The organism is Streptomyces coeruleofuscus (assembly GCF_039532725.1).
In the GTDB taxonomy this organism is placed as follows: Bacteria; Actinomycetota; Actinomycetes; order Streptomycetales; family Streptomycetaceae; genus Streptomyces; species Streptomyces coeruleofuscus.
This window is the reverse complement of sequence record NZ_BAAASE010000002.1, coordinates 620,037-643,170: the sequence shown is the minus strand read 5'-3', so window position 1 is coordinate 643,170 and position 23,134 is coordinate 620,037. Positions and strand designations below refer to the sequence as shown.

The 23,134-nt window shown below is 68.4% G+C and carries 19 protein-coding genes; 9 read left to right on the top strand and 10 right to left on the bottom strand.

Features of this window, described 5'->3' with window-relative positions:
• Positions 1-29: 29 nt before the first annotated feature.
• A complete protein-coding gene (locus tag ABFX81_RS10025; RefSeq protein WP_086846489.1) occupies positions 30-1,499 on the bottom strand; it encodes a CCA tRNA nucleotidyltransferase in 1,470 nt (489 codons plus the stop codon).
• 256 nt (positions 1,500-1,755) lie between these two features.
• Between ABFX81_RS10025 and ABFX81_RS10020 the strand changes: the two genes are divergently transcribed.
• From ABFX81_RS10020 to trxA, 7 genes are all read left to right on the top strand, one after another.
• Complete coding sequence (locus ABFX81_RS10020) at positions 1,756-4,152, top strand: DUF6049 family protein (RefSeq protein WP_086846486.1); 2,397 nt, start codon at positions 1,756-1,758, stop codon at positions 4,150-4,152.
• 43 nt (positions 4,153-4,195) lie between these two features.
• The gene (gene murJ / locus ABFX81_RS10015) at positions 4,196-6,508 is read left to right on the top strand and encodes a murein biosynthesis integral membrane protein MurJ (protein ID WP_086846484.1); all 2,313 of its coding nucleotides are present in this window, start codon (positions 4,196-4,198) and stop codon (positions 6,506-6,508) included.
• Positions 6,509-6,649: 141 nt separating this feature from the next.
• Positions 6,650-8,368, top strand: a complete 1,719-nt coding sequence (locus ABFX81_RS10010) for a protein kinase family protein (RefSeq protein ID WP_086846482.1) — start codon at positions 6,650-6,652, stop codon at positions 8,366-8,368.
• Positions 8,369-8,393: 25 nt separating this feature from the next.
• Positions 8,394-9,119: an RNA polymerase sigma factor SigM gene (gene sigM / locus ABFX81_RS10005; RefSeq protein WP_086846480.1), complete on the top strand. Its 726-nt coding sequence runs from the start codon at positions 8,394-8,396 to the stop codon at positions 9,117-9,119.
• A complete protein-coding gene (locus tag ABFX81_RS10000; protein ID WP_086846478.1) occupies positions 9,116-10,039 on the top strand; it encodes an anti-sigma factor in 924 nt (307 codons plus the stop codon). The genes sigM and ABFX81_RS10000 overlap by 4 nt, the downstream gene beginning before the upstream one ends.
• 167 nt (positions 10,040-10,206) lie before the next feature.
• Positions 10,207-11,175 carry a thioredoxin-disulfide reductase gene (gene trxB, locus ABFX81_RS09995; protein WP_086846476.1) on the top strand — a complete coding sequence of 323 codons (969 nt, stop codon included), beginning with the start codon at positions 10,207-10,209 and terminating at the stop codon, positions 11,173-11,175.
• Between the two features lie 45 nt (positions 11,176-11,220).
• Complete coding sequence (trxA, locus tag ABFX81_RS09990; protein WP_030847066.1) at positions 11,221-11,553, top strand: thioredoxin; 333 nt, start codon at positions 11,221-11,223, stop codon at positions 11,551-11,553.
• A 93-nt stretch (positions 11,554-11,646) separates the two neighbouring features.
• Here trxA and ABFX81_RS09985 read toward each other — a convergent pair whose 3' ends face one another.
• The 9 genes from ABFX81_RS09985 to rpmH all read right to left on the bottom strand — a co-directional run bounded on the left by ABFX81_RS09985 (position 11,647) and on the right by rpmH (position 18,607).
• Positions 11,647-12,264, bottom strand: coding sequence for a GNAT family N-acetyltransferase (locus ABFX81_RS09985; RefSeq protein WP_086850629.1), 618 nt, complete (start codon positions 12,262-12,264; stop codon positions 11,647-11,649).
• Positions 12,265-12,582: 318 nt separating this feature from the next.
• Entirely contained in the window at positions 12,583-13,683 is a 1,101-nt protein-coding gene (locus ABFX81_RS09980) for a ParB/RepB/Spo0J family partition protein (RefSeq protein ID WP_086850631.1), read from the bottom strand.
• The gene (locus ABFX81_RS09975) at positions 13,680-14,756 is read right to left on the bottom strand and encodes an AAA family ATPase (RefSeq protein ID WP_086850633.1); all 1,077 of its coding nucleotides are present in this window, start codon (positions 14,754-14,756) and stop codon (positions 13,680-13,682) included. The genes ABFX81_RS09980 and ABFX81_RS09975 overlap by 4 nt, the downstream gene beginning before the upstream one ends.
• A 302-nt stretch (positions 14,757-15,058) precedes the next feature.
• Positions 15,059-15,775, bottom strand: coding sequence for a 16S rRNA (guanine(527)-N(7))-methyltransferase RsmG (gene rsmG, locus ABFX81_RS09970; protein ID WP_059414784.1), 717 nt, complete (start codon positions 15,773-15,775; stop codon positions 15,059-15,061).
• A gap of 124 nt (positions 15,776-15,899) precedes the next feature.
• Complete coding sequence (locus ABFX81_RS09965) at positions 15,900-16,412, bottom strand: R3H domain-containing nucleic acid-binding protein (RefSeq protein ID WP_086850635.1); 513 nt, start codon at positions 16,410-16,412, stop codon at positions 15,900-15,902.
• Between the two features lie 15 nt (positions 16,413-16,427).
• A complete protein-coding gene (gene yidC / locus ABFX81_RS09960; protein ID WP_086850637.1) occupies positions 16,428-17,702 on the bottom strand; it encodes a membrane protein insertase YidC in 1,275 nt (424 codons plus the stop codon).
• Positions 17,703-17,705: 3 nt separating this feature from the next.
• On the bottom strand, positions 17,706-18,080 hold the full coding sequence (yidD, locus tag ABFX81_RS09955; RefSeq protein WP_086850639.1) for a membrane protein insertion efficiency factor YidD: 375 nt from the start codon (positions 18,078-18,080) through the stop codon (positions 17,706-17,708).
• Positions 18,077-18,448 carry a ribonuclease P protein component gene (rnpA, locus tag ABFX81_RS09950; RefSeq protein WP_082319883.1) on the bottom strand — a complete coding sequence of 124 codons (372 nt, stop codon included), beginning with the start codon at positions 18,446-18,448 and terminating at the stop codon, positions 18,077-18,079. Before rnpA ends, yidD begins: the two co-directional genes overlap by 4 nt.
• Positions 18,449-18,469: 21 nt before the next feature.
• Entirely contained in the window at positions 18,470-18,607 is a 138-nt protein-coding gene (gene rpmH, locus ABFX81_RS09945) for a 50S ribosomal protein L34 (RefSeq protein ID WP_005482975.1), read from the bottom strand.
• 374 nt (positions 18,608-18,981) lie between these two features.
• On the opposite strand from rpmH, the gene dnaA reads away from it, so the two are divergent.
• Entirely contained in the window at positions 18,982-21,021 is a 2,040-nt protein-coding gene (gene dnaA, locus ABFX81_RS09940; protein WP_086850641.1) for a chromosomal replication initiator protein DnaA, read from the top strand.
• Between the two features lie 904 nt (positions 21,022-21,925).
• Positions 21,926-23,056 carry a DNA polymerase III subunit beta gene (gene dnaN, locus ABFX81_RS09935; RefSeq protein ID WP_086850645.1) on the top strand — a complete coding sequence of 377 codons (1,131 nt, stop codon included), beginning with the start codon at positions 21,926-21,928 and terminating at the stop codon, positions 23,054-23,056.
• The last annotated feature ends 78 nt before the right edge of the window (positions 23,057-23,134 follow it).

Below are 23,134 nucleotides of genomic sequence, written 5' to 3'. Positions count from 1 at the left end.
CACGTGAAACATGACCCCGTTTCACAGCCTCAGCCCTCCTGCCCGGCCCACCATTCCTTGAGCGCGGCCACCGCGGAGTCGTGCTCCATCGGCCCGTTCTCCAGCCGCAGTTCCAGCATGTGCTTGTACGCGCGGCCGATGGCCGGACCGGGACCGACACCGAGGATTTCCATGATCTGGTTACCGTCGAGGTCGGGGCGGATCGAGTCCAGCTCCTCCTGCTCCTGAAGCTTGGCGATCCGCTCCTCCAGACCGTCGTACGCACGCGACAGGGCAGCCGCCTTGCGCTTGTTGCGCGTGGTGCAGTCCGAGCGGGTCAGCTTGTGGAGGCGGTCGAGGAGCGGGCCGGCGTCACGGACGTAGCGGCGGACCGCCGAGTCCGTCCATTCGCCGGTGCCGTAGCCGTGGAAGCGCAGGTGGAGTTCGACCAGACGTGAGACGTCCTTCACCAGCTCGTTGGAGTACTTCAGCGCCGTCATGCGCTTCTTGGTCATCTTCGCCCCGACCACCTCGTGGTGATGGAACGAGACCCGGCCGTCCTTCTCAAAGCGACGTGTGCGGGGCTTGCCGATGTCATGCAGCAGGGCGGCCAGGCGGAGGGTCAGGTCGGGACCGTCGTCCTCCAGCGCCATCGCCTGCTCAAGGACGATCAGCGTGTGGTCGTAGACGTCCTTGTGCCGGTGGTGCTCGTCACGCTCCAGGCGCAGGGCCGGCAGCTCGGGCAGCACGCGGTCGGCGAGGCCCGTCTCGACGAGCAGCGACAGGCCCTTGCGCGGGTATGGCGACAGGATCAGCTTGTTCAGCTCGTCCCGCACCCGCTCGGCCGAGACGATCTCGATACGCCCGGACATCTCGCTCATCGCCGCGACCACCTCAGGGGCGACCTCAAAGTCGAGCTGAGCCGCGAAGCGGGCGGCCCGCATCATTCGGAGCGGGTCGTCCGAGAAGGACTCTTCCGGGGTGCCAGGAGTGCGCAGCACACGCGACGCGAGGTCTTCCAGCCCGCCGTACGGATCGATGAACTCCTTCTCCGGCAGCGCGACGGCCATCGCGTTCACCGTGAAGTCGCGGCGGACGAGGTCCTCCTCGATGGAGTCGCCGTACGACACCTCGGGCTTGCGCGAGGTCCGGTCGTACGCCTCCGACCGGTAGGTGGTCACCTCGATCTGAAACGGTCGATCAACGTCTCCGACGCGGGCGTTCTTCTGCGCCCCGACCGTGCCGAAGGCGATCCCGACCTCCCAGAGGGCGTCCGCCCACGGGCGCATGATCTTGAGTACGTCCTGAGGGCGGGCGTCGGTCGTGAAGTCCAGGTCATTGCCGAGCCGGCCCAGCAGCGCGTCCCGGACCGAGCCGCCGACCAGGGCAAGTGAGAACCCGGCCTCCTGGAAGCGGCGGGCAAGGTCGTCGGCGACAGGAGCGACCCGCAGCAGTTCACTCACCGCGCGGTTCTGCACCTGGCTCAGGGCACTGGGCGTTTCTTCGTTGGCGTTCGGCACAACAGAAGAGGGTACGTGGCCCGGGCGCCCCCGAGCTCCCCCTATTCGGCGTGCAGAAAGGTCCGTCATACACGCACAAGGGATGCCCTTGCCCTGTAGACAACCACTGTCCGCCATACGGCGACATTCCGGGCAACACGGCGTCGGGCAGCGATCTTGTGGAACGGACCGCGGCACTTCCCCTCAGCGCACATCGTTACCATGCGTGGACGCACATTCCGACGACCACTGACGACGACGAGGGACGGGCGAGCGCGTGGCCGAGGCGGCAGACTTCCAGGGGACCAGTGCCTCACCTGCCCGCCGGTGGCTGCGGCGCACCGGGGCACTGCTCGCCGGTGCGCCCCTACTGGCCGGACTCCTCCAGCTGCCCGCCGCGACGCCGGCGGACGCGTCCGGGCAGGAGTCCGCGCAGGCTGCCTCCGGCGCGGGCTCGGTATCCGTCGCTGTCGACTCCCTCACCCCCAGCGCCCCCACCGAGGGCGACACGGTGAGCGTGACGGGCACGGTGACCAACAACGGCAAGCAGCCGGTCACCGACGCCCACGTCGACCTGCGGGTGGGGCCCTCGCTCGACACTCGCTCCTCCATCGACGCCCTCGCCAAGAAGAGCGACGACGTGCAGGGCCCCACAGGCAAGGCCGTCGGCGGCAAGTACACCGAGAAGTTCTCCAATCTCACTCCCGGCGTCGCGGAGCCCTTCAACATCTCCGTGCCGGTGGATGAGCTGGACCTCGGCCAGGACGGTGTCTACCAACTGGCCGTCGCGCTCTCCGGTGAGACCGCCGCGCAGCCCTGGGACCAGGTTCTCGGCGTCCAGCGCACGTTCCTGCCGTGGCAGCCGGAGGAGGCCGGCACCAAGACGAAGACCACGTTCCTGTGGCCGCTCGTCTCCGACGTCCACATGACGGCCGAGACGGGGTCGAACGAGCAGCAGACGCCGGTCTTCAGCAACGACGACCTCGCCGAGGAGATCGCCCCGGGCGGCCGCCTCGACCAGATGGTGTCGCTGGGCAAGGGTCTCGACATCACCTGGGTGATCGACCCGGACCTGCTGGCGTCCGTCGACGCGATGACGAAGAACTACGAGGTCAGGGGCGAGGACGGTGTCACCACCTCCGGCCGGAGCCAGGCGGTCGCCAAGCAGTGGCTCTCCGAGCTCCAGCAGGCGGTGGCGGGCAAGGAGGTCGTCGCCCTGCCGTTCGGCGATCCGGACCTGGCCTCCCTCGCCCACAACGGCACGACCGTCACGGGCTCGCTGAGCCACCTCAAGGAGGCCACCGACGCCGTCGACAACACGGTGCCGACGATCCTCCACACGAAACCGTCCACGGACTTCGCGTGGCCCGTGGACGGCGCCGTCGACCCGTCGATCATGAAGGTCGCGACCTCCGCGGGCGCCGACAAGGTGATCGCCCGCAGTGACAGCCTCCAGGACGATCTGTCGTACACGCCGTCCGCGGCCCGGCCCATCGGCGGCGGCACCACGGCGGTCGTCGCGGACTCCAGGATGTCCACGGCGTTCCAGGGCAACCTGACGAGGGCCTCGGCGTCCACGCTCGCCGTGCAGCGCTTCCTGGCGCAGAGCCTGACGCTCGGCCTCCAGACCGGCAAGCAGCGCAGCGTCGTCGTCGCCCCGCAGCGCACTCCCTCCGTGAACCAGGCGCAGGCGATGGCCGAGGCGCTGGGGACCCTCCAGGGCGGGAACTGGTCCGAGTCGCAGGACCTCTCGGCCGCCGCCAAGGCCAAGCCGGACCCGGCGGCCAACAGGAAGGTGCCGCCCGCCTCGGCGTATCCCCCTTCGCTGCGCAAGCAGGAACTGCCGCGAGCCGCCTTCGAGCAGATCGCGAGGACGCGGGACGACCTCGACAACTTCAAGGTGATCCTCACCGACGAGTCCCGGGTGGTCACCCCCTTCGGGCGCGCCATGAACCGCGAGATGTCCACGTCGTGGCGTGGCCGGGGCGTCGCGGCGGTGGGATACCGCGACGCCGTCGAGTCCTACCTCGGCGGGCTGATCGATGGGGTCAAGCTGATCAAGAAGTCGGAGACCAAGCTCTCCGGCCGTAGCGCGATGATCCCGGTGACCGTCCAGAACAACCTGGTCCAGGGCGTCGAGCACCTGGAGCTGCGGCTCACGTCGAAGAACCCGACGCGACTCAAGATCGGCGGAAACGCCTACGAGGAGCAGCCGGTCGCCGTGAACGGCGGGCACAGCCAGTCGGTGAAGTTCACCACGTCCGCCAACGCGAACGGCCGGGCGAAGGTGGAGGCCCAGCTGTACACGGAGGACGGCCGGAAGTACGGCGAGCCCGTCACCTTCGACGTGAAGGTCACCGAGGTCACCCCCACCGTGATGCTGGTCATCGGCGGCGGCGTCCTGCTCCTGGTCCTCGCCGGCTTCCGAATGTACACCCAGCGCAAGCGCGCCGCCGCCCGCGAGGCCGCCGAGGACGCCGCCGGGGAGACGGACGACGACGGCGACAACCCGGTCGCCGCTCCGCAGAACCCGGAAGCCCCGGGCGACCGTCACAAGGACGAGTCCGAGGCCGGCTCGCGGGCAGACGCCCCGCAGCAGCCGAGTGACCCGGCCCCGGACACCGCAGCGGAAAGCGCCGACCCGTCCGGCACGGGTGAGAGAGTGGACCGTTGAGAAGTCGTGGCCGGTGGGCCCGGGACGATGAGGTGGGGTAACCATGAACGCGCCGTACGACGGTGACCACGGCCGTGGCGTGGGCAGCTCGGGCTACCCCGAGTCGGGCGGGCCCGAGGGCCCGCAGCCCGAGCACGGCCAGGTGCCGCCGCAGCCGCCCGCGGACATGTACCTCCAGGACGCCTACGCCCAGGATCCCTACCGGGCACAGGACCTCTCCGCCCAGGACCCGGTCGCCGAGGCGCACTACGACCGCGCCGCGCACCCCCCGCCCCCTCCGGGCACGTACGAGCCGCAGCAGCAGCTTTACGCCCAGCCGCCGCAGTCGCCCTACGCGCCCGACCCGCGGGTGTGGGCCCAGACGCCCCCGCCGGAGCCGGAGGGCCCGACGCGGCACCTGCCGTACGGCGACGACGCGCGGACCACCCAGTTCGTGGGCGTGGACGATCTCGTCTCCCAGGCGGGCGAGCCGCGCCAGGAACCGGACGCGTTCGCGCATCTCTTCCGGGACCAGCAGCAGGGCAGCGGCCACCCCTCCTACGAGTCGCCGCCGGTCCCCGGCCCGTCCCCGTCCCCGGCCCCGGGCCAGATGGCGCAGGGACAGTACGCGGCGCAGGGGCAGTACTCGGCGGGCCAGTACCCGGCTTCTGGCGAGACCGTGGCGACGCCGGCGGTGGAGGACACCCACGCGCCGGAGCCCGCGGCCTCGCCCGCTCCGAAGAAGGGCGGCCGTGCCGCGGGCCTGATGAAGTCCAGCGCTGTGATGGCGGCTGGCACGATGGTCTCCCGCCTCACCGGCTTCATCCGCTCCGCGCTGATCGTGTCGGCCATCGGCGTCGGTTTCCTCGGTGACACCTTCCAGATCGCCTATCAGCTGCCGACGATGCTCTACATCCTCACGGTCGGTGGCGGTCTCAACTCCGTCTTCGTCCCGCAGCTGGTCCGCGCCATGAAGGAGGACGAGGACGGCGGCGAGGCGTACGCCAACCGCCTGCTGACCCTCGTCATGGTGGCGCTCGGCGCACTCACCGCGCTGGGGATCTTCGGCGCGCCGCTCCTGATCCGCATGATGTCCCCCTCGATCGCGAGCGACCCCGCGGCGAACCAGGTCGCCATCACCTTCGCCCAGTACTTCCTGCCCTCGATCTTCTTCATGGGCGTCCACGTGGTGATGGGCCAGATCCTCAACGCCCGCGGGAAGTTCGGCGCGATGATGTGGACCCCGGTCCTGAACAACATCGTCATCATCGTGACGCTGGGCATGTTCATCTACGTCTACGGCACCGCCGCCGACTCGGGGATGAAGGTCACCACCATCCCGCCGGAGGGCCAGCGACTCCTCGGCATCGGCGTCCTGCTCGGCCTCGTGGTCCAGGCGCTGGCGATGATCCCCTACCTGCGCGAGACCGGCTTCCGGCTGCGGCTGCGCTTCGACTGGAAGGGGCAGGGCCTCGGCAAGGCCGTCACGCTCGCCAAGTGGACGGTCCTGTTCGTCCTGGCCAACCAGGCGGGCGCCATGGTCGTCGTCTGGCTGTCCACCGCGGCGGGCAAGGCCTCGCCCGTCGACGGCACCGGCTTCTCCGCCTACGCCAACGCACAGCTCATCTGGGGCCTGCCGCAGGCCATCATCACGGTCTCCCTCATGGCCGCCCTGCTGCCGCGTCTGTCGCGCTCGGCGGCCGAGGGCGACGGCGGCGCCGTGCGCGACGACATCTCCCAGGGCCTGCGCAACACGGCGGTCGCCATCGTGCCGATCGCGTTCGGCTTCCTCTCGCTCGGCATCCCCATGTGCACGCTGATGTTCGGCTCCTCGGGCACCAGCGAGGCCACCAACATGGGCTTCATGCTGATGGCGTTCGGTCTCGGTCTGATTCCGTACTCCGTGCAGTACGTCGTCCTGCGGGCCTTCTACGCCTACGAGGACACCCGAACTCCCTTCTACAACACGGTCATCGTGGCCGCGGTCAACGCGAGCGCCTCGGCGGTCTGCTACTTCGTCATCCCGTCGCGCTGGGCCGTGGTCGGCATGGCCGCCTCGTACGGCCTGGCCTACGCGATCGGCGTCGGCGTCGCCTGGCGTCGGCTGCGCAAGCGGCTGGGCGGGGACCTCGACGGCGCCCGTGTTCTGCGGACTTACGCCCGGCTGTGCATCGCGTCGATCCCGGCGGTCCTGCTCAGCGGCGCGGCCTGCTACGGCATCGGCCGCACGCTCGGCCAGGGCGTCGTGGGCTCGCTCGCCGCGGTGCTGGCGGGTGGTGCCGTGCTGCTCGTGATCTTCTTCGTCGCCGCTCGGCGCATGCGCATCGAGGAACTCAACTCGCTGGTCGGCATGGTCCGCGGACGGCTGGGACGCTGAGTCGAGGGGGTAGGCGCACAACCATCGTCAGCCACCGCGTGTCGTGCATAGCGGCGGACTGTGGGCACAATTGGTTTCGGCGTCGGACGGCGTACAACGGATGCCGGTCGGCGCGCAATGGATGGGGAGGCAGGAACGACGGTGGCGGAACGGAGTACGGCTGCCGTCGACGTGGCAGACAACAGCGACGAGGCGTCGCTGACCGCGCAGGCGGACCAGTCCACGGCCGACGGGGTGGCCAAGAACCGGGAGCGGGACACGGACAGCGACGAGGTACAGGAGAGCACCCGGACCGACGGTTCCGGGAAGTCCTCGCCGCCTGAACTGCACAGTGGTCACAAACTCGCCAGACGCTACCGCCTCGAGGAGTGCGTCACCCGTCTGGACGGTTTCAGCAGTTGGCGTGCCGTGGACGAGAAGCTCCGCCGTGCCGTCGGCGTGCACATTCTGCCCGCGGACCACTCACGGGCCCGGTCCGTCCTGGCCGCCGCCCGCTCCTCCGCCCTCTTGGGCGACCCGCGCTTCGTCCAGGTGCTGGACGCGGTGGAGGAGAACGACCTCGTCTACGTCGTCCACGAATGGCTTCCGGACGCGACGGAACTGACCACGCTCCTCGCCTCCGGTCCGCTGGAGCCGTACGACGCCTACCAGATGGTCAGCCAGGTCTCCTCCGCCATGGCCGCCGCCCATCGTGAGGGTCTGGCCCATCTGCGGCTGAACCCCAACGCCGTCCTGCGTGCCTCGACCGGCCAGTGGCGCATCCGCGGACTCGCGGTGAACGCCGCGCTGCGGGGCGTCGCGTCCGACACCCCCCAGCGCACGGACACCGAGGCCATCGGCGCCCTGCTGTACGCGGCGCTCACCCAGCGCTGGCCGTACGAGAGCGACGCCTACGGGCTGTCCGGCCTGCCGAAGGACATCGGCCTGATCGCGCCCGACCAGGTACGTGCCGGTGTGCACCGCGGTCTCTCCGAACTCTGCATGCGCGCGCTCGTCAACGACGGCGCCACCGCCTCCCGGCACGAGTCGCCGTGCACCACGCCGGAGGAGCTGGTGAAGGCCATCGGCGAGATGCCTCGCATCCGCCCGCCGGAGCCGGCGTTCACCGCCCCGCCCGAGTACCAGCGCACGTCGTACCAGCAGGGCACGTACGGCCGCCAGGCCTCGCACCACGGTGCCACCCAGCCGGTCACGACTCCGCCGCCCCCGTTGCAGAGCCGCACGGGCAAGGCCCTGAAGTGGGCCGTGTCCGCGCTCCTGATCGCCGCATTGGGCCTCGGCAGCTGGCAGCTCGCGGACGCGCTCATGGACCAGGGGGGCAAGAACGAGGACCCGGGCCAGACGCAGAACAACCAGGACGGCGACAAGAACAGGAATCGCCCGGCACCGAAGCCGATCTCCATCAAGGGCGCCGAGGAGTACGTCGCCAAGGGCGACGCCCAGCACCCCGCGGACGTGAACAAGACCTACGACGGCAACACATCCACGGGCTGGCGCACCAACAGCTACCTCGACGGCCCGAAGATGGTGATAAAGCCCGGTGTCGGCATCGTCTACGACCTCGGGTCCGAGCAGGACGTGTCGGCCGCGACCCTCTCCTTGCGGTACGGCAACGACCACACCACCATCGAGCTGTACGCGACCGACTCCCTCGGTTCGTCCACGCCACTGAGCTCCATGAAGAAGCTCGGTACCGCGACGACGAGCAGCACCTCAGCGAAGGTGACCGTCGACAAACCGGTGAAAAGCCGCTACCTCCTGGTCTGGCTGACCGCGCTGCCATACTCCGGTGACGACCCCGCCAACTTCAGCAACCCGGGTTATAAGCAGGCCATCACCGAAGTGAAGTTCACGGGCTGAGAACCGACAGAGGGCAGGGGGTTGGATGGCGGACCGCGCCGAGCACAGCAGTGCAAGTGATCAGGACCTCCTCGCCCGACATGTCGAGGGCGACCCCGACGCCTTCGGTGAGATCGTGCGGCGGCACCGCGATCGCCTCTGGGCCGTCGCCCTGCGGACGCTGGGAGACCGCGAGGAGGCCGCTGACGCGGTGCAGGACGCCCTCGTTTCCGCCTACCGGGCCGCCCACACCTTCCGGGGCCAGTCGGCCGTCACGACCTGGCTGCACAGGATCACGGTGAATGCCTGCCTGGACCGCGCCCGCAAGGTCGCCTCCCGGAAGACCTCTCCCGTCGACGACACCGAGCGCCTGGAGCAGCTGCTGGAGCCGCACGAGTCGGCTTCGGCGCCTGCCGAGCGCAACGATCTCCACCGGCAGCTCATCGAAGCCCTGGGGACCCTGCCGGCCGACCAGCGGGCGGCACTCGTCCTGGTGGACATGCAGGGCTACCCGGTCGCGGAGGCGGCACGCATCCTCGACGTGCCGACCGGCACGGTGAAGAGCCGATGTGCGCGCGGCAGAGCCAGACTCCAGCCGCTGCTCACCCATCTACGGCCGGACAGCAACGGTGAGAACAAGAAGCCGGGCGGGGAACGGAACCGGACGCAGGGGCCAGCCGTCCCACCCGCAGCGGGACCACACCAAGCGGAACCACCGGACACAGGACCGAGCGACCCAGCGGCAGTGAAGGGCGGAGGTGGACGAGCGTGACGTCGACGACAGACATGGCCGGACACCCGGACGTCGCGGAGATCTCCGACCTCGCCGAGGGACTCCTCCCGCCGTCCCGGAGCACGGACGTACGCCGGCACCTGGACGGGTGCGAGCTCTGCGCGGACGTCTACGCCTCCTTGGAGGAGATCCGCGGGCTGCTCGGTACGCTGCCGGGCCCACCCCGCATGCCCGCCGATGTCGCAGGCCGCATCGATGCCGCCCTCGCCGCCGAGGCGCTGCTGAACGCCACCGAGCCGGAGAGCTCAGAGAGCCACACGCCGGTAAGTACTCCCGGGTCCACTTCCGAGGACGACAGCGGTGCGCATGTTTCACGTGAAACATCGACGCCCGCCGACCGGCCCGCCGGGCGTCCCCGCTCTTCCACCACCGGCCCGGGCCGCAAGGCCCGCGCGCTGAACGGGCGCCGGAGGATCGCCGTACTGGGGACCGTCTTCACCGTCGCCGCGCTGGGACTGGGCTCCGTCCTGCTGTCGTCACTCGGAGACGGCAAGCCCCCGCAGGACACGGCGGGCGGACAGCAGACCGCCCCTGCGGACACCTTCTCCGAGGGGAAGCTGGAGAAGCAGGTCACCGACCTCCTGACGGAGAACCAGAGCAAGGAGGGCAGTTCCCGCACTCCCTTCGGCGCGGCGACAGCTCCCGGCACCAACCATCCCAAGGTCTTCAGGGCGCCCACAGTGCCCGGCTGCGTCCGCGACGGTATCGGGCGCGAAGACACGGCCCTCGCTGTCGAGAACGGCAGGTATCAGGGGAAGAAGGCCATGCTGGTGTTGCTCCCCGACGCCTCCGACGCCACGCGGGTCACTGCCTACATCGTCGACGCGACCTGTGTGGATCATTCCGCGGCGGCCGCCGCGGGCAAGGTCCTTCTTCAGCGCTCGTACCCGTCCGCCTGAGCCACGTCTTCGTCTGCATCCCGCCCGGTACCCGGTACAGGACCGCATCTCCGTGTGCCCGGACACAGCGGGAATGCGCGCCCCTTAGGATCCGTTGGGTGGGGTGAGAGCTCCGAGAGGAGCTCCCCCCGGTCGAACGACGCAGTCCAGAGACGAGGAATCAAGCCGTGAGCGACGTCCGTAACGTGATCATCATCGGCTCCGGGCCCGCCGGCTACACGGCGGCGCTCTACACCGCGCGCGCGTCGCTGAAGCCACTGGTGTTCGAGGGCGCCGTCACCGCAGGCGGCGCGCTCATGAACACCACCGACGTCGAGAACTTTCCTGGCTTCCAGGACGGCATCATGGGCCCCGAGCTCATGGACAACATGCGCGCCCAGGCGGAGCGCTTCGGCGCCGAGCTCGTCCCGGACGACATCGTCAACGCCGACCTGACCGGTGAGATCAAGACCGTCACGGACACGGCCGGTACCGTCCACCGGGCCAAGGCTGTCATCGTCGCCACCGGCTCGCAGCACCGCAAGCTCGGTCTGCCGAACGAGGACGCCCTCTCCGGCCGTGGGGTGTCCTGGTGCGCCACCTGTGACGGGTTCTTCTTCAAGGACCAGGACATCGCTGTGATCGGTGGCGGCGACACCGCCATGGAGGAGGCCACCTTCCTCTCGCGGTTCGCCAAGTCCGTGACCATCGTCCACCGCCGTGACACCCTGCGCGCCTCCAAGGCCATGCAGGAGCGCGCCTTCGCCGACCCGAAGATCACGTTCGTGTGGGACAGCGAGGTCGCCGAGATCCAGGGCGACCCGAAGCTCTCGGGCCTGAAGCTGCGCAACCTCAAGACCGGCGAGCTTTCGGACCTGCCGGTGACCGGTCTCTTCATCGCCATCGGCCACGACCCCCGCACCGAGCTCTTCAAGGGTCAGCTCGATCTGGACGACGAGGGCTACCTGAAGGTGGCCGCGCCGTCGACGCGCACCAACCTGACTGGTGTCTTCGGTGCGGGCGACGTGGTCGACCACACCTACCGTCAGGCGATCACGGCGGCCGGTACCGGCTGTGCCGCCGCTCTCGACGCCGAGCGCTACCTCGCCGCCCTCGCGGACGAGGAGCAGCCCGAGCCCGAGAAGACCGCTGTCTGACCTCTCCCTACCCGCCCCACGCACCAACCAGTTAAGGAGCCCGCCGTGGCCGGCACCCTGAAGAATGTGACCGACGACTCCTTCGAGCAGGACGTCCTCAAGAGCGACAAGCCCGTCCTGGTGGACTTCTGGGCCGCCTGGTGCGGTCCGTGCCGCCAGATCGCGCCGTCCCTCGAGGCGATCGCCTCCGAGTACGGTGACAAGATCGAGATCGTCAAGCTGAACATCGACGAGAACCCGGGTACGGCCGCCAAGTACGGCGTCATGTCCATCCCGACGCTGAACGTCTACCAGGGTGGCGAGGTCGCCAAGACCATCGTGGGTGCCAAGCCGAAGGCCGCGATCGTTCGCGACCTTGAGGAGTTCATCGCCGAGTGAACCGGCGGTGCCGTCTGAACGACGGTGCATGTTTCACGTGAAACACGAATGGGCCAACCCGGAAGGGTTGGCCCATTCGTTTGACTGCTTCCTCTACAACGGTCGCAACGCCGGCTCCTTCTGCACGGCTCCCAGGAGCCGGTCCAACGCCATCTCGACGTCTTCCTTCCAGGAAAGCGTCGACCGCAGTTCCAGCCTCAGCCGGGGATGCGTGGGGTGCTGCCGGACGGTCTTGAAGCCCACCGCCAGGAGATGATCGGCGGGCAGCACACAGGCCGGTTCCTTCCAGCGGGCATCTCCGAACGCCTCGATCGCTTTGAACCCGCGACGGAGCAGATCCTTGGCGACCGTCTGAACCATCACCCGGCCCAGTCCCTGCCCCTGGTACCCCGGCACGATGAACGACGTCATCAGCTGAACCGCGTCGGGGGAGACGGGACTCGTGGGGAACGCCGTGGAGCGCGGGACATAGGCAGGAGGGGCGTAGAGCACGAAGCCCACCGGTACGTCATCGACGTACACGACCCGACCGCAGGATCCCCAGTCCAGCAGGACGGCCGAGATCCAGGCTTCCTTCTCCAGAGCGGACTCGCCCGCCTTTACCGCGGCCTCACCGCTGACGGGGTCGAGCTCCCAGAAGACACACGAGCGACAGCGCTTGGGAAGGTCCTGAAGGTTGTCCAGCGTGAGCGGTACGAGCCGGCGCCCCATGAAGGCTGTTCCTCGCTTCCTTGGCCTGCCGCGTCGCGGGCGGCTGTCAGAGCGCTCCGTTCCCTGAGGAGGCTGCCGATGAACCCACCGACCGCCCCCAGCCCCAAACCGGCGCTCACCAGTCCAGTGCGGCTCATCGTTCGCATGGCCCCTGCCTTCCTCTCAGAGGTGGTGCCGGGTGGTTGCGCCGTATCCGAACGCATCGTATCCACGATGCGATTCCATCGATACCGCCAGAAAGGAAAGAGCGGGCCATGTTCCGGCACACACCGGACATGGCCCGCTCTGTCATCCACAACAGAGGCTCCTGCCGGAGGCTCAGGACTCGTCCTCCTCGGAGTCGCCCTCCAGGAGACTCTTCTGCAGAACCGGTCCCTCGCCCGGAGCGAGTGAGCCGAGGATCCGCTCAAGGTCCTCCATGGAGGCGAACTCGACAGTGATCTTGCCCTTCTTCTGGCCCAGGTCGACCTTCACCCGCGTCTCGAAGCGGTCCGAGAGCCGCGTGGCGAGTTCGGACAGCGCGGGAGAGACGCGAGCACCGGCACGCGGACCCTTGGGCCTCTGGGCCTTCTGGGGACGCGAGCCCATCAGGGTCACGATCTCCTCGACGGCCCGCACCGACAGCCCCTCGGCCACGATGCGGTGGGCCAGCCTGTCCTGCTCCTCCGAGTCCTCGACGGACAGCAGGGCCCGTGCATGGCCGGCGGAGAGCACTCCAGCGGCGACCCGGCGCTGTACCGCCGGCGAGAGCTTCAGCAGACGCAGGGTGTTCGAGACCTGCGGGCGCGATCGGCCGATGCGGTCCGCCAGCTGGTCGTGCGTGCAGTTGAAGTCCCGCAGCAACTGGTCGTAGGCAGCTGCCTCTTCCAGAGGGTTCAGCTGGGCGCGGTGCAGGTTCTCCAGCAGAGCGTCCAGGAGGAGCTTCTCGTCCTCCGTGGCCCGCACGATCGCCGGAATCGCCTCCAGCCCCGCCTCGCGGCAGGCCCGCCAGCGGCGCTCGCCCATGATGAGCTCGTAGTGGGCGGGACCCACCTGCCGTACGACGACCGGCTGGAGGAGCCCCACTTCCTTGATGGAGGTGATGAGCTCCGCGAGCGCGTCCTCGTCGAAGACCTCACGCGGCTGCCGCGGGTTCGGCGTGATCGAGTCGAGGGGGATCTCGGCGAAGTGCGCACCCACGGGCGCCGCAGGCGCGGCGGGAGCATGGGGCTGCGGCGGCTCCTCTGTTTCACGTGAAACAGTCGGCAGGGTCGCCACCTTCGCTGCGGCCACCCCGCGGTCGTTCGGCAGCACGGGCACTGCCGCGGGGGATGTGGACGCGGCGCCCCCCGCCGCAGCCTGGGCCACCGACTTCTCCGTCGGTGCGGCAGGGATCAGTGCGCCGAGACCACGGCCCAGCCCCCTCCGTCGCTCGCTCACTGGATGCCCTCCACCATGCTCGGGTCGTTCTGTTGTGCGCCGATGTGGGCGTGCGTGGCGTCATAGCTGATACCCACGCCCTTCAGCGCGATCTCTCGTGCCGCCTCAAGGTAAGAGAGGGCACCACTTGATCCAGGATCGTAGGTCAGGACCGTCTGCCCGTAACTCGGTGCCTCGGAGATACGGACGGACCTGGGGATACTCGTCCGCAGCACTTCCTCACCGAAGTGGGTGCGCACCTCTTCAGCGACCTGTGACGCAAGTCGCGTCCGGCCGTCGTACATGGTGAGCAGGATGGTCGACACATGCAGGGCGGGGTTGAGATGCCCCCGCACCAGGTCGACGTTACGCAACAACTGACCCAGACCTTCCAGCGCGTAGTACTCGCACTGAATCGGGATCAGAACCTCCTGACCCGCCACCAACGCGTTGACCGTCAGAAGGCCGAGCGAGGGCGGACAGTCGATGAGGATGTAGTCCAGCGGCTGCTCGTACGCCTGGATGGCGCGCTGCAACCGGCTCTCCCGTGCCACCAGGGACACCAGCTCGATCTCCGCACCGGCGAGATCGATCGTGGCAGGGGCACAGAAGAGGCCTTCGACATCGGGGACCGGCTGGACGACCTCGGAGAGCGGCTTGCTCTCCACCAACACGTCGTAGATGGACGGAACTTCGGCGTGATGGTCGATGCCCAGCGCTGTGGACGCATTGCCCTGTGGGTCGAGGTCGACCACCAGAACTCGGCCGCCGTGCAGGGCCAGTGACGCGGCAAGGTTGACGGTCGTCGTCGTCTTGCCCACACCGCCCTTCTGGTTGGCGACCACCATGATTCGGGTCTGCTCGGGCCGTGGCAGGCCCTCGCCGGCGCGGCCTAGAGCCTCCACCGCCAGTTGGGCAGCACGACCGATGGGAGTGTCGTCCATCGGAGGCGGTGTTTCACGTGAAACATCCGCCCCCATCGACTCGGTACGGGGACCGGGGACCGGATCGGTCATCGGTCCCGCGATGTTGGCGTCGGACCGCAAGGATTCACTCTCCTCGACTTCAGGCTCGCAATGAACAGAGCCTCCCATGTCTTCGGGGTCGTGAACCAGTGAGGCCTTCCGTTCTGTGGAGAATTCCACCTCTGTGGACAACTCAGGTCCCTCATCGAGTGACCCAAGAGGCTTACGGTCGCGGGGTTCGGCCGCAGCGCGGCCACGACTGATGATGCCGTGCAGCAGTGAGCGACGTTTCACGTGAAACACGATGCACAGCAGTCGTTGCCGGATTGTCGCGACACTCCGGCATGCATAGGTTTGGCAGCTTGTGTGGAGTACGTCTCGTCGTCAGGACGGATCAGCGCCGTCGGAAAGGATCAACGTCCCCAGCGGGGTCAGCGTCGTCGGCGGGCCCGTCCCGTGCGAGCCGCCTTGGCACGCTTCGCGGCGAAGCGCACACCGCCGGGGCTTTCCCCGACCTCGACCCGTACCACCGTGGACATCGGGTCCACCACGCCCTCACCGACATGCAGGATGGACGTCTCCACCGCACCGAGCTTGCTCAGGGCCGCTGACGCGCTCTTCAGCTCCTCCTCGGCGGCGTCGCCCTTGAGCGCGAGCATCTCCCCGTACGGACGCAGCAGAGGGATGCCCCACGTGGCGAGGCGGTCCAGGGGAGCGACGGCGCGGGCCGTCACGACGTGGACGGGCTGGATCTTCCCCATGACCTCCTCCGCCCGGCCGCGGACGACGGTCACATGATCGAGGCCGAGCAGCTCCACGACCTCGGAGAGGAAGTTGGTACGCCGCAGCAGCGGCTCCAGCAGCGTGATCTTCAAATCCTCGCGGACCAGCGCCAGGGGAATGCCGGGGAGGCCGGCGCCCGAGCCGACATCGCACACCGTCACACCCTCGGGCACGACTTCTGAGAGCACCGCGCAGTTCAGCAGGTGCCGCTCCCACAGGCGGGGCACTTCACGCGGGCCGATGAGACCGCGCTGCACGCCCGCCTCAGCAAGCAGCTCGGCATACCGCACCGCATCCGCGAAGCGATCACCGAACACCTCGCGCGCCTGCTCGGGCGCGGGGGGAAGCTCCGCTGCCTCCGTCACGGGGGACCGTCCTTCCGTACGCGTCAGCGCACCCAGCGCCGACACCAGAACCACCAGAACTATCAGGCTGACAAACTTCGGCCCCGCCTGCGCAACAGACGGGGCCGGGGAACGTAGGGGCCGATCAGGCGGGAAGCACGACGACGAAGCGCTGCGGCTCCTCGCCCTCGGACTCGCTCCGCAGCCCCGCCGCCTTGACCGCGTCGTGCACGACCTTGCGCTCGAACGGCGTCATCGGGTCCAGCTTCACGGCCTCACCGCTGCTCTTGGCCTCGGCCGCGGCCTTGGCGCCCAGCTCGGAAAGCTCGGAGCGCTTTTGGGCCCGGTATCCCGCGATGTCGAGCATCAGTCGGCTGCGGTCACCGGTTTCACGGTGCACGGCCAGTCGGGTGAGCTCCTGGAGCGCCTCCAGCACCTCACCGTCACGGCCGACCAGCTTCTGGAGGTCGCGGCTGCCCGTGTCGCTGATGATCGAGACAGAGGCACGGTCGGCCTCGACGTCCATGTCGATGTCGCCGTCGAGATCGGCGATGTCGAGCAGACCCTCCAGGTAGTCCGCCGCGATCTCGCCCTCCTGCTCCAGGCGAGTCAGGGTGTCTGCCCCCTCGGCAGCGGCGGAGGTGGTGCCTTCCGTCACGGGATGGACTCCTTCTTACTTCTTGGACGGGGACTTGGGCCGCTGCGGACCCTTGCGCTGTCCGGACTGGGCCTTGCTGCGGGTACCGCTGCCGGACTTCGCACCGGACTTCTTGGCAGCGGGGGCGGGCTTGGCGTCCTCGGGCTCGTCGGACTTCGTGAGCGACGTCTTCTGCCCGGACTCGTCGGCCGCCTTCGTGACACCGGACTGCCGCTGAGCCTTGGTCTGCCGCTTGGGCTGCTGCCGCTTGGGCGTGCCGGTGGTCGGCGTACCGTCCTCGGCTTCGACGGCGACGGCCGTGTCACTCTTGATCACGGTGCCGTCGGCCTGGGCGGCGAGGCCGGCCTTGTTCAGGCCGTTGATGAACTTGCGCTCGAACTCGTTGCGGTCGCGTCCCTTGGCGACGATCGCCTTGACGATGACCTTGTCACGACGCCGGCTGACCTTGCCGTGACTGGTGACGTGCTTGTGCAGCCGCTCCAGGTACGAGGCCTGGGCCTTGGAACCCGGCGTCGGGTTGTTGTGGATCACGTACATCTGCTGGCCCATGGTCCACACGTTGGTGGTCAGCCAGTAGACGAGGACACCGACCGGGAAGTTGATGCCGAAGACGGCGAACATGACGGGGAAGACGTACATCAGCATCTTCTGCTGCTGCATGAACGGCGTCTTCACCGTGGTGTCGATGTTCTTCGTCATCAGCTGACGCTGGGTGAAGAACTGCGACGCCGACATCAGCACGATCATGATGGCGGTGACCACGCGGACGTCGGTGAGGGAGGCACCGAGTGCTTCCACCTTCGAGGCGCTGTCGGTGAACTTCACCGCAAGCGGAGCACCGACGATGTGCGCCTTCTGGGCACTCTCCAGAAGGCTGGTGTTGATCACGCCGATGGTGTCGTTCGACGCGATGCTGTTCAGCACGTGGTACAGGGCGAAGAAGAACGGGGACTGCGCCAGGATGGGAAGGCACGAGGACAGCGGGTTGGTACCCGTGTCCTTGTACAGCTTCATCATCTCTTCGGACTGACGCTGCTTGTCGTTCTTGTAGCGCTCCTGGATCTTCTTCATCTCGGGCTGGAGCGTCTGCATGGCCCGGGTCGCCTTGATCTGCTTCACGAAGAGCGGGATCAGGCAGATACGGATCAGGATCACCAGGGACACGATCGACAGGCCCCAGGCCCAGCCGGTGTCAGGCCCGAAGAGGGCGCCGTACACCGAATGGAACTGGACGATGACCCAGGAGACGGGTGTGGTGATGAAGCTGAAGAGGCTGGCAATCGTGTCCACTAATCATGCTCCTTGGGCATGGGACGGTGTCTCTGCGGCCTGGCTCGAAGGACTGGACCGACTTGTGGGAGAAGTCTGTCCCTCGGTGGCCGGGACGGCGGCGGAGGGCCCGCCCTTGCGTGCACGCCACGCGTTACGCAGCATTTCGTGCCACCGCGGACGCTTGCGCGGCGGGACATGGTCCACACCGCCCAGCGACCACGGGTTGCACCGCAGGATGCGCCAGGCCGTGAGTGCCGTTCCCTTGATGGCACCGTGCCGGTCGATGGCCGTGAAACCGTAGTGGGAGCACGACGGGTAGTACTTGCAGACCGGCCCGAGCAGCGGACTGATCGTCCACTGGTAGAGCTTGATCAGAGCAAGCAGCGGGTACTTCATCGCGCGCCCCCTCCCAGCAGCCGCTGGAGGGCGGCATCCAGGTCTCGGGCCAGCTGTGCATGGTCGGCGTCGCCCGCACCGGGCAGCGCTCGTACGACTACCAGGCTACCGGGGGGCAGCTGGGCGACTCGGTCGCGCATCAGGTGGCGAAGCCTGCGCTTCACTTTGTTGCGTACGACCGCACCGCCCACGGCTTTGCTCACGACGAAACCCGCACGCGTCGGGGGAGCGCTCTCCCCAGGCGCATGCGGGTCCGTGGCACCGCTTCGAAGGTGGACGACGAGGTGCGGGCGTCCTGCCCGGCGTCCTCGCCGTACCGCGGTCGCGAAGTCCTCGCGCCGCCTCAGCCGGTTCTCGGTGGGCAGCACGACGTCATGACCTGATCGGAATCAGGCGGACAGGCTGGCGCGACCCTTGCTGCGACGGTTCGCGAGAATCGCGCGACCGGCACGGGTACGCATCCGCAGGCGGAAGCCGTGGGTCTTCGCGCGACGACGGTTGTTCGGCTGGAAGGTGCGCTTGCTCACTCGGGGGCTCCAGAAAGAATCGGTAGTTGCGGGGTGCCGTCCTGGCTGTCACCGTGCGCCCACGAGTAGCTCGCAGTTACGCCCGTGTGCACCGCTGACCGATCACCCAAATGATCTGTGCCCATCGGAGGCAGGCGGCAGCAGCCATCGACAACTCGACCTGGTTACGGTACGCGCGGCTACGCCATCCGGTCAAACCGGCAGCAGCCCGGAGACACTTGTCCACAGGCTGGGGACAACAACTTGAACCGTAGTGGCCGCCCTGACTACCGTGACGGAACTCCGATTCGTTCCCTTATCCCTGCCCCACCCGATTTACATCCCGAGCCGTCCCAGAACCACACGTTCGTGGGACCTGTGAGAGAGCGTGCCCTGTGGCTGACGTACCTGCCGATCTTGCCGCAGTGTGGCCACGCGTATTGGAGCAGCTCCTCGGGGAGGGCCGCGGCCAGGGCGTCGAGGCGAAGGACGAGCACTGGATCCGCCGCTGCCAGCCGCTCGCGCTGGTCGCGGACACGGCCCTGCTCGCCGTACCGAACGAATTTGCGAAGGGCGTACTCGAGGGCCGCCTGGCGCCCGTCGTCAGCGAGACCCTGAGCCGCGAGTGCGGCCGCCCGATCCGGATCGCGATCACCGTCGACGACTCCGCGGGCGAGCCCCCGGCCGCACCGGCGCCCCAGGCCCGTCCCCAGCCGCGTTACGAGGAGCCCGAGATTCCGGCGGCGCGCCAGGACCGCGACCGCGACGGTTATGAGGGGTACGGCCGCCACCGCGCCGACCAGATGCCGGGAACGGCCGGTGACCAGCTCCCGCCTACGCGCGGAGATCAACTTCCCACCCCCCGTCCCGCGTACCCGTCCGAGTACCAGCGCCCCGAGCCCGGCTCCTGGCCGCGGCCGACGCAGGACGAGTACAACTGGCAGCAGCAGCGCCTCGGCTTCCCCGAACGTGACCCGTACGCGTCACCGAGCCAGGACACCTACGGCTCACAGGACTCGTACGGATCCCAGGACTCGTACGGATCCCGTGGGTCCTCGCAGGAGTCGTACGGATCCCGTGGATCACAGGGATCACACCGGTCACAGGGACATGGGTCGCAGGACTCCTACGGCTCGTCCTCCCAGGACGCCTACGGCTCCCCGTCACAGGACTACCGCCCGCAGTCCATGGAGCGCCCCTCCTACGACCAGCCGCGCTCCGACTACGACACATCACGCCCCGACTACGACCAGCGCGACCCGGTCCGCCGGGAGCTGCCCGAGCCCCCGGCCGGTTCCGGGCACGTGCACCGCGGCGGTCCCGTCGGCCCGAACCTGCCCACGACCGGTGCGCCCGGCCCGCTGGCCGCGCAGCCCGCGCCGGCGACCGGCCCGGGTGAGCCCACCGCGCGCCTGAACCCGAAGTACCTCTTCGACACGTTCGTCATCGGCGCCTCCAACCGCTTCGCGCACGCCGCCGCGGTCGCCGTCGCCGAGGCACCGGCGACGGCGTACAACCCCCTCTTCATCTACGGGGAGTCCGGGCTCGGCAAGACCCACCTGCTGCACGCGATCGGGCACTACGCGCGCAGCCTCTACCCGGGCACGCGGGTGCGGTACGTGAGCTCGGAGGAGTTCACCAACGAGTTCATCAACTCGATCCGCGACGGCAAGGGCGACAGCTTCCGCAAGCGCTACCGCGAGATGGACATCCTGCTCGTCGACGACATCCAGTTCCTGGCGGACAAGGAGTCGACGCAGGAGGAGTTCTTCCACACCTTCAACACGCTCCACAACGCCAACAAACAGATCGTGCTGTCCTCCGACCGGCCGCCCAAGCAGCTGGTCACGCTGGAGGACCGGCTGCGGAACCGTTTCGAGTGGGGGCTGATCACCGACGTGCAGCCGCCCGAGCTGGAGACGCGTATCGCGATCCTCCGCAAGAAGGCGGTGCAGGAGCAGCTGAACGCGCCGCCCGAGGTGCTGGAGTTCATCGCCTCCCGGATCTCGCGCAACATCCGCGAGCTGGAGGGCGCGCTGATCCGGGTCACGGCGTTCGCCTCGCTCAACCGGCAGCCGGTGGACCTCGGCCTGACGGAGATCGTCCTCAAGGACCTGATCCCCGGCGGCGAGGACTCGGCCCCCGAGATCACGTCCACGGCCATCATGGGCGCGACGGCGGACTACTTCGGACTGACCGTCGAGGACCTGTGCGGCACCTCGCGCGGCCGCGCCCTCGTCACCGCCCGGCAGATCGCCATGTACCTGTGCCGTGAGCTCACGGACCTGTCGCTGCCGAAGATCGGCGCGCTGTTCGGCGGCCGTGACCACACGACGGTCATGCATGCGGACCGCAAGATCCGCAATCTGATGGCCGAGCGCCGCTCCATCTACAACCAGGTCACCGAGCTGACCAACCGCATCAAGAACGGCTGACAGAGCCGGCCGTACGACGTCGAGGGCGCCCCCGGAGCACGTTTCCGGGGGCGCCCTTCGTCATGCGGCGGCCGTCCGTTCGTCGTGTCACGGCCGTCCGTCGTCATGTCGCGGTCGCCGGCTGTTCGAATTACCTGCCGGGTTACGGTCCCTCTCCACAGATTCGGCGACTTTCTCCCGTCCACACCCTGGGGACTGGAAAGTTGTCCAGACTGTGTCCACAGAGGCTTCTGTTGAAGGACCATCAGGCCAGGTCACCCGGGTGTGGATTCGTGGACGAAGGATCTCCACAGGCTGTGGACAACGAAAGCGTCCACAGCCTGTGCATCGAGTTGTCCACCGGCAACCCACAGGCTGGGGCCGGTTGTCCCCAGCGATCCCCAGCTTCTCCACATCGCTGTCCACTGTTCGGCAACATGACGCGCCCCCTCACCGGGTCGAGTGAAAGGCGTCACACGAAGGTGCCGGGTTGGGCTGTGGGAAAGGTGGGTAAACCTGGGGACGGCACTGGGGAGAACTCGGCTCTCCCTGTGCACGGGGTGTGCAGAACTTTCCGTTCTCCACAGATACCCCTGGTTGTCCACCGCCGTCACCCACAGGGCCAGTGGACAAAATTCCCGCTCTGAGCTGGGCAAACGTGGTTATCCACCGTATCCACAGGCCCTACTACTACTCCCGACTAGAGAGAGCTGGGAATTCGTTTCGAAGCGGGTCCTGTGCACAACTCGCCCTCCGGCGCCCGGCCGCCCCTCGTCACGACTTGACCCCGAGAGGCACCTACTGTCAGTGCGGTGCGTCAGACTGGTCCCCGGTGTCCTCCCCATCCCAGGGACCGTCGACACCGAGACAGACGACGAGGGCCAGGCAGAGCGAGAAGCGCCGGCAACAGCAGGAGGCGGCAACAGTGAAGATCCGGGTGGAACGCGACGTACTCGCGGAGGCAGTGGCCTGGGCGGCACGCAGCCTCCCGGCCCGTCCGCCGGCGCCTGTCCTCGCCGGCCTGCTGCTGAAGGCCGAGGAAGGCCAGCTGAGCCTGTCCAGCTTCGACTACGAGGTCTCCGCGCGTGTGTCCGTGGAGGCCGAGGTCGAGGAGGAGGGCACGGTGCTCGTCTCCGGCCGCCTCCTCGCGGACATCTGCCGCGCCCTCCCCAACCGGCCGGTGGAGATCTCCACAGACGGTGTACGGGCGACCGTGGTCTGCGGCTCCTCCCGGTTCACACTCCACACCCTGCCTGTGGAGGAGTACCCGGCGCTGCCGCAGATGCCGAACGCGACGGGCACGGTCCCCGGCGAGGTCTTCGCCTCCGCGGCCGCCCAGGTGGCGATCGCCGCCGGCCGCGACGACACGCTGCCCGTCCTCACGGGTGTCCGCATCGAGATCGAGGGCGACACGGTCACGCTGGCGTCCACCGACCGCTACCGCTTCGCGGTCCGCGAGTTCCTGTGGAAGCCGGAGAACCCGGAGGCCTCCGCGGTCGCCCTGGTGCCCGCCAAGACGCTGCTGGACACCGCCAAGGCCCTGACGAGCGGCGACCAGGTCATCCTGGCGCTGTCCGGCTCGGGCTCGGGCGAGGGCCTGATCGGCTTCGAGGGCGCCGGCCGCCGTACGACGACCCGCCTGCTGGAGGGCGACCTCCCGAAGTACCGCACGCTGTTCCCGACGGAGTTCAACAGCATCGCCGTGATCGAGACCGCCCCGTTCGTGGAGGCCGTCAAGCGCGTGGCCCTGGTCGCCGAGCGGAACACGCCGGTGCGGCTCAGCTTCGAGCAGGGCGTGCTCATCCTGGAGGCCGGCTCCAGCGACGACGCACAGGCTGTGGAAAGGGTCGACGCCCAGCTCGACGGCGACGACATCTCCATCGCCTTCAACCCGACGTTCCTGCTGGACGGCCTGAGCGCCATCGACTCCCCGGTCGCGCAGCTGTCCTTCACGACGTCCACGAAGCCCGCGCTGCTCAGCGGCAAGCCGGCGCTGGACGCCGAGGCGGACGAGGCCTACAAGTACCTGATCATGCCGGTGCGCCTCAGCGGCTGAGGTCCGGCGGCTGTCCACAGGCTGGGGGCAAAGCCGCAGGTGAGGGCGTACGACTGAGCGCGTATGCCCACAGATGTG

What these genes read in the sequence shown, in the direction of transcription:
- murJ (WP_086846484.1), top strand. Translation starts at nt 4,196, where the DNA reads ATGAACGCGCCGTACGACGGTGACCACGGCCGTGGCGTGGGCAGCTCG.
- sigM (WP_086846480.1), top strand. Translation starts at nt 8,394, where the DNA reads ATGGCGGACCGCGCCGAGCACAGCAGTGCAAGTGATCAGGACCTCCTC.
- ABFX81_RS09985 (WP_086850629.1), bottom strand. Translation starts at nt 12,264, where the DNA reads ATGGGGCGCCGGCTCGTACCGCTCACGCTGGACAACCTTCAGGACCTT.
- ABFX81_RS09975 (WP_086850633.1), bottom strand. Translation starts at nt 14,756, where the DNA reads ATGGGAGGCTCTGTTCATTGCGAGCCTGAAGTCGAGGAGAGTGAATCC.
- yidD (WP_086850639.1), bottom strand. Translation starts at nt 18,080, where the DNA reads ATGAAGTACCCGCTGCTTGCTCTGATCAAGCTCTACCAGTGGACGATC.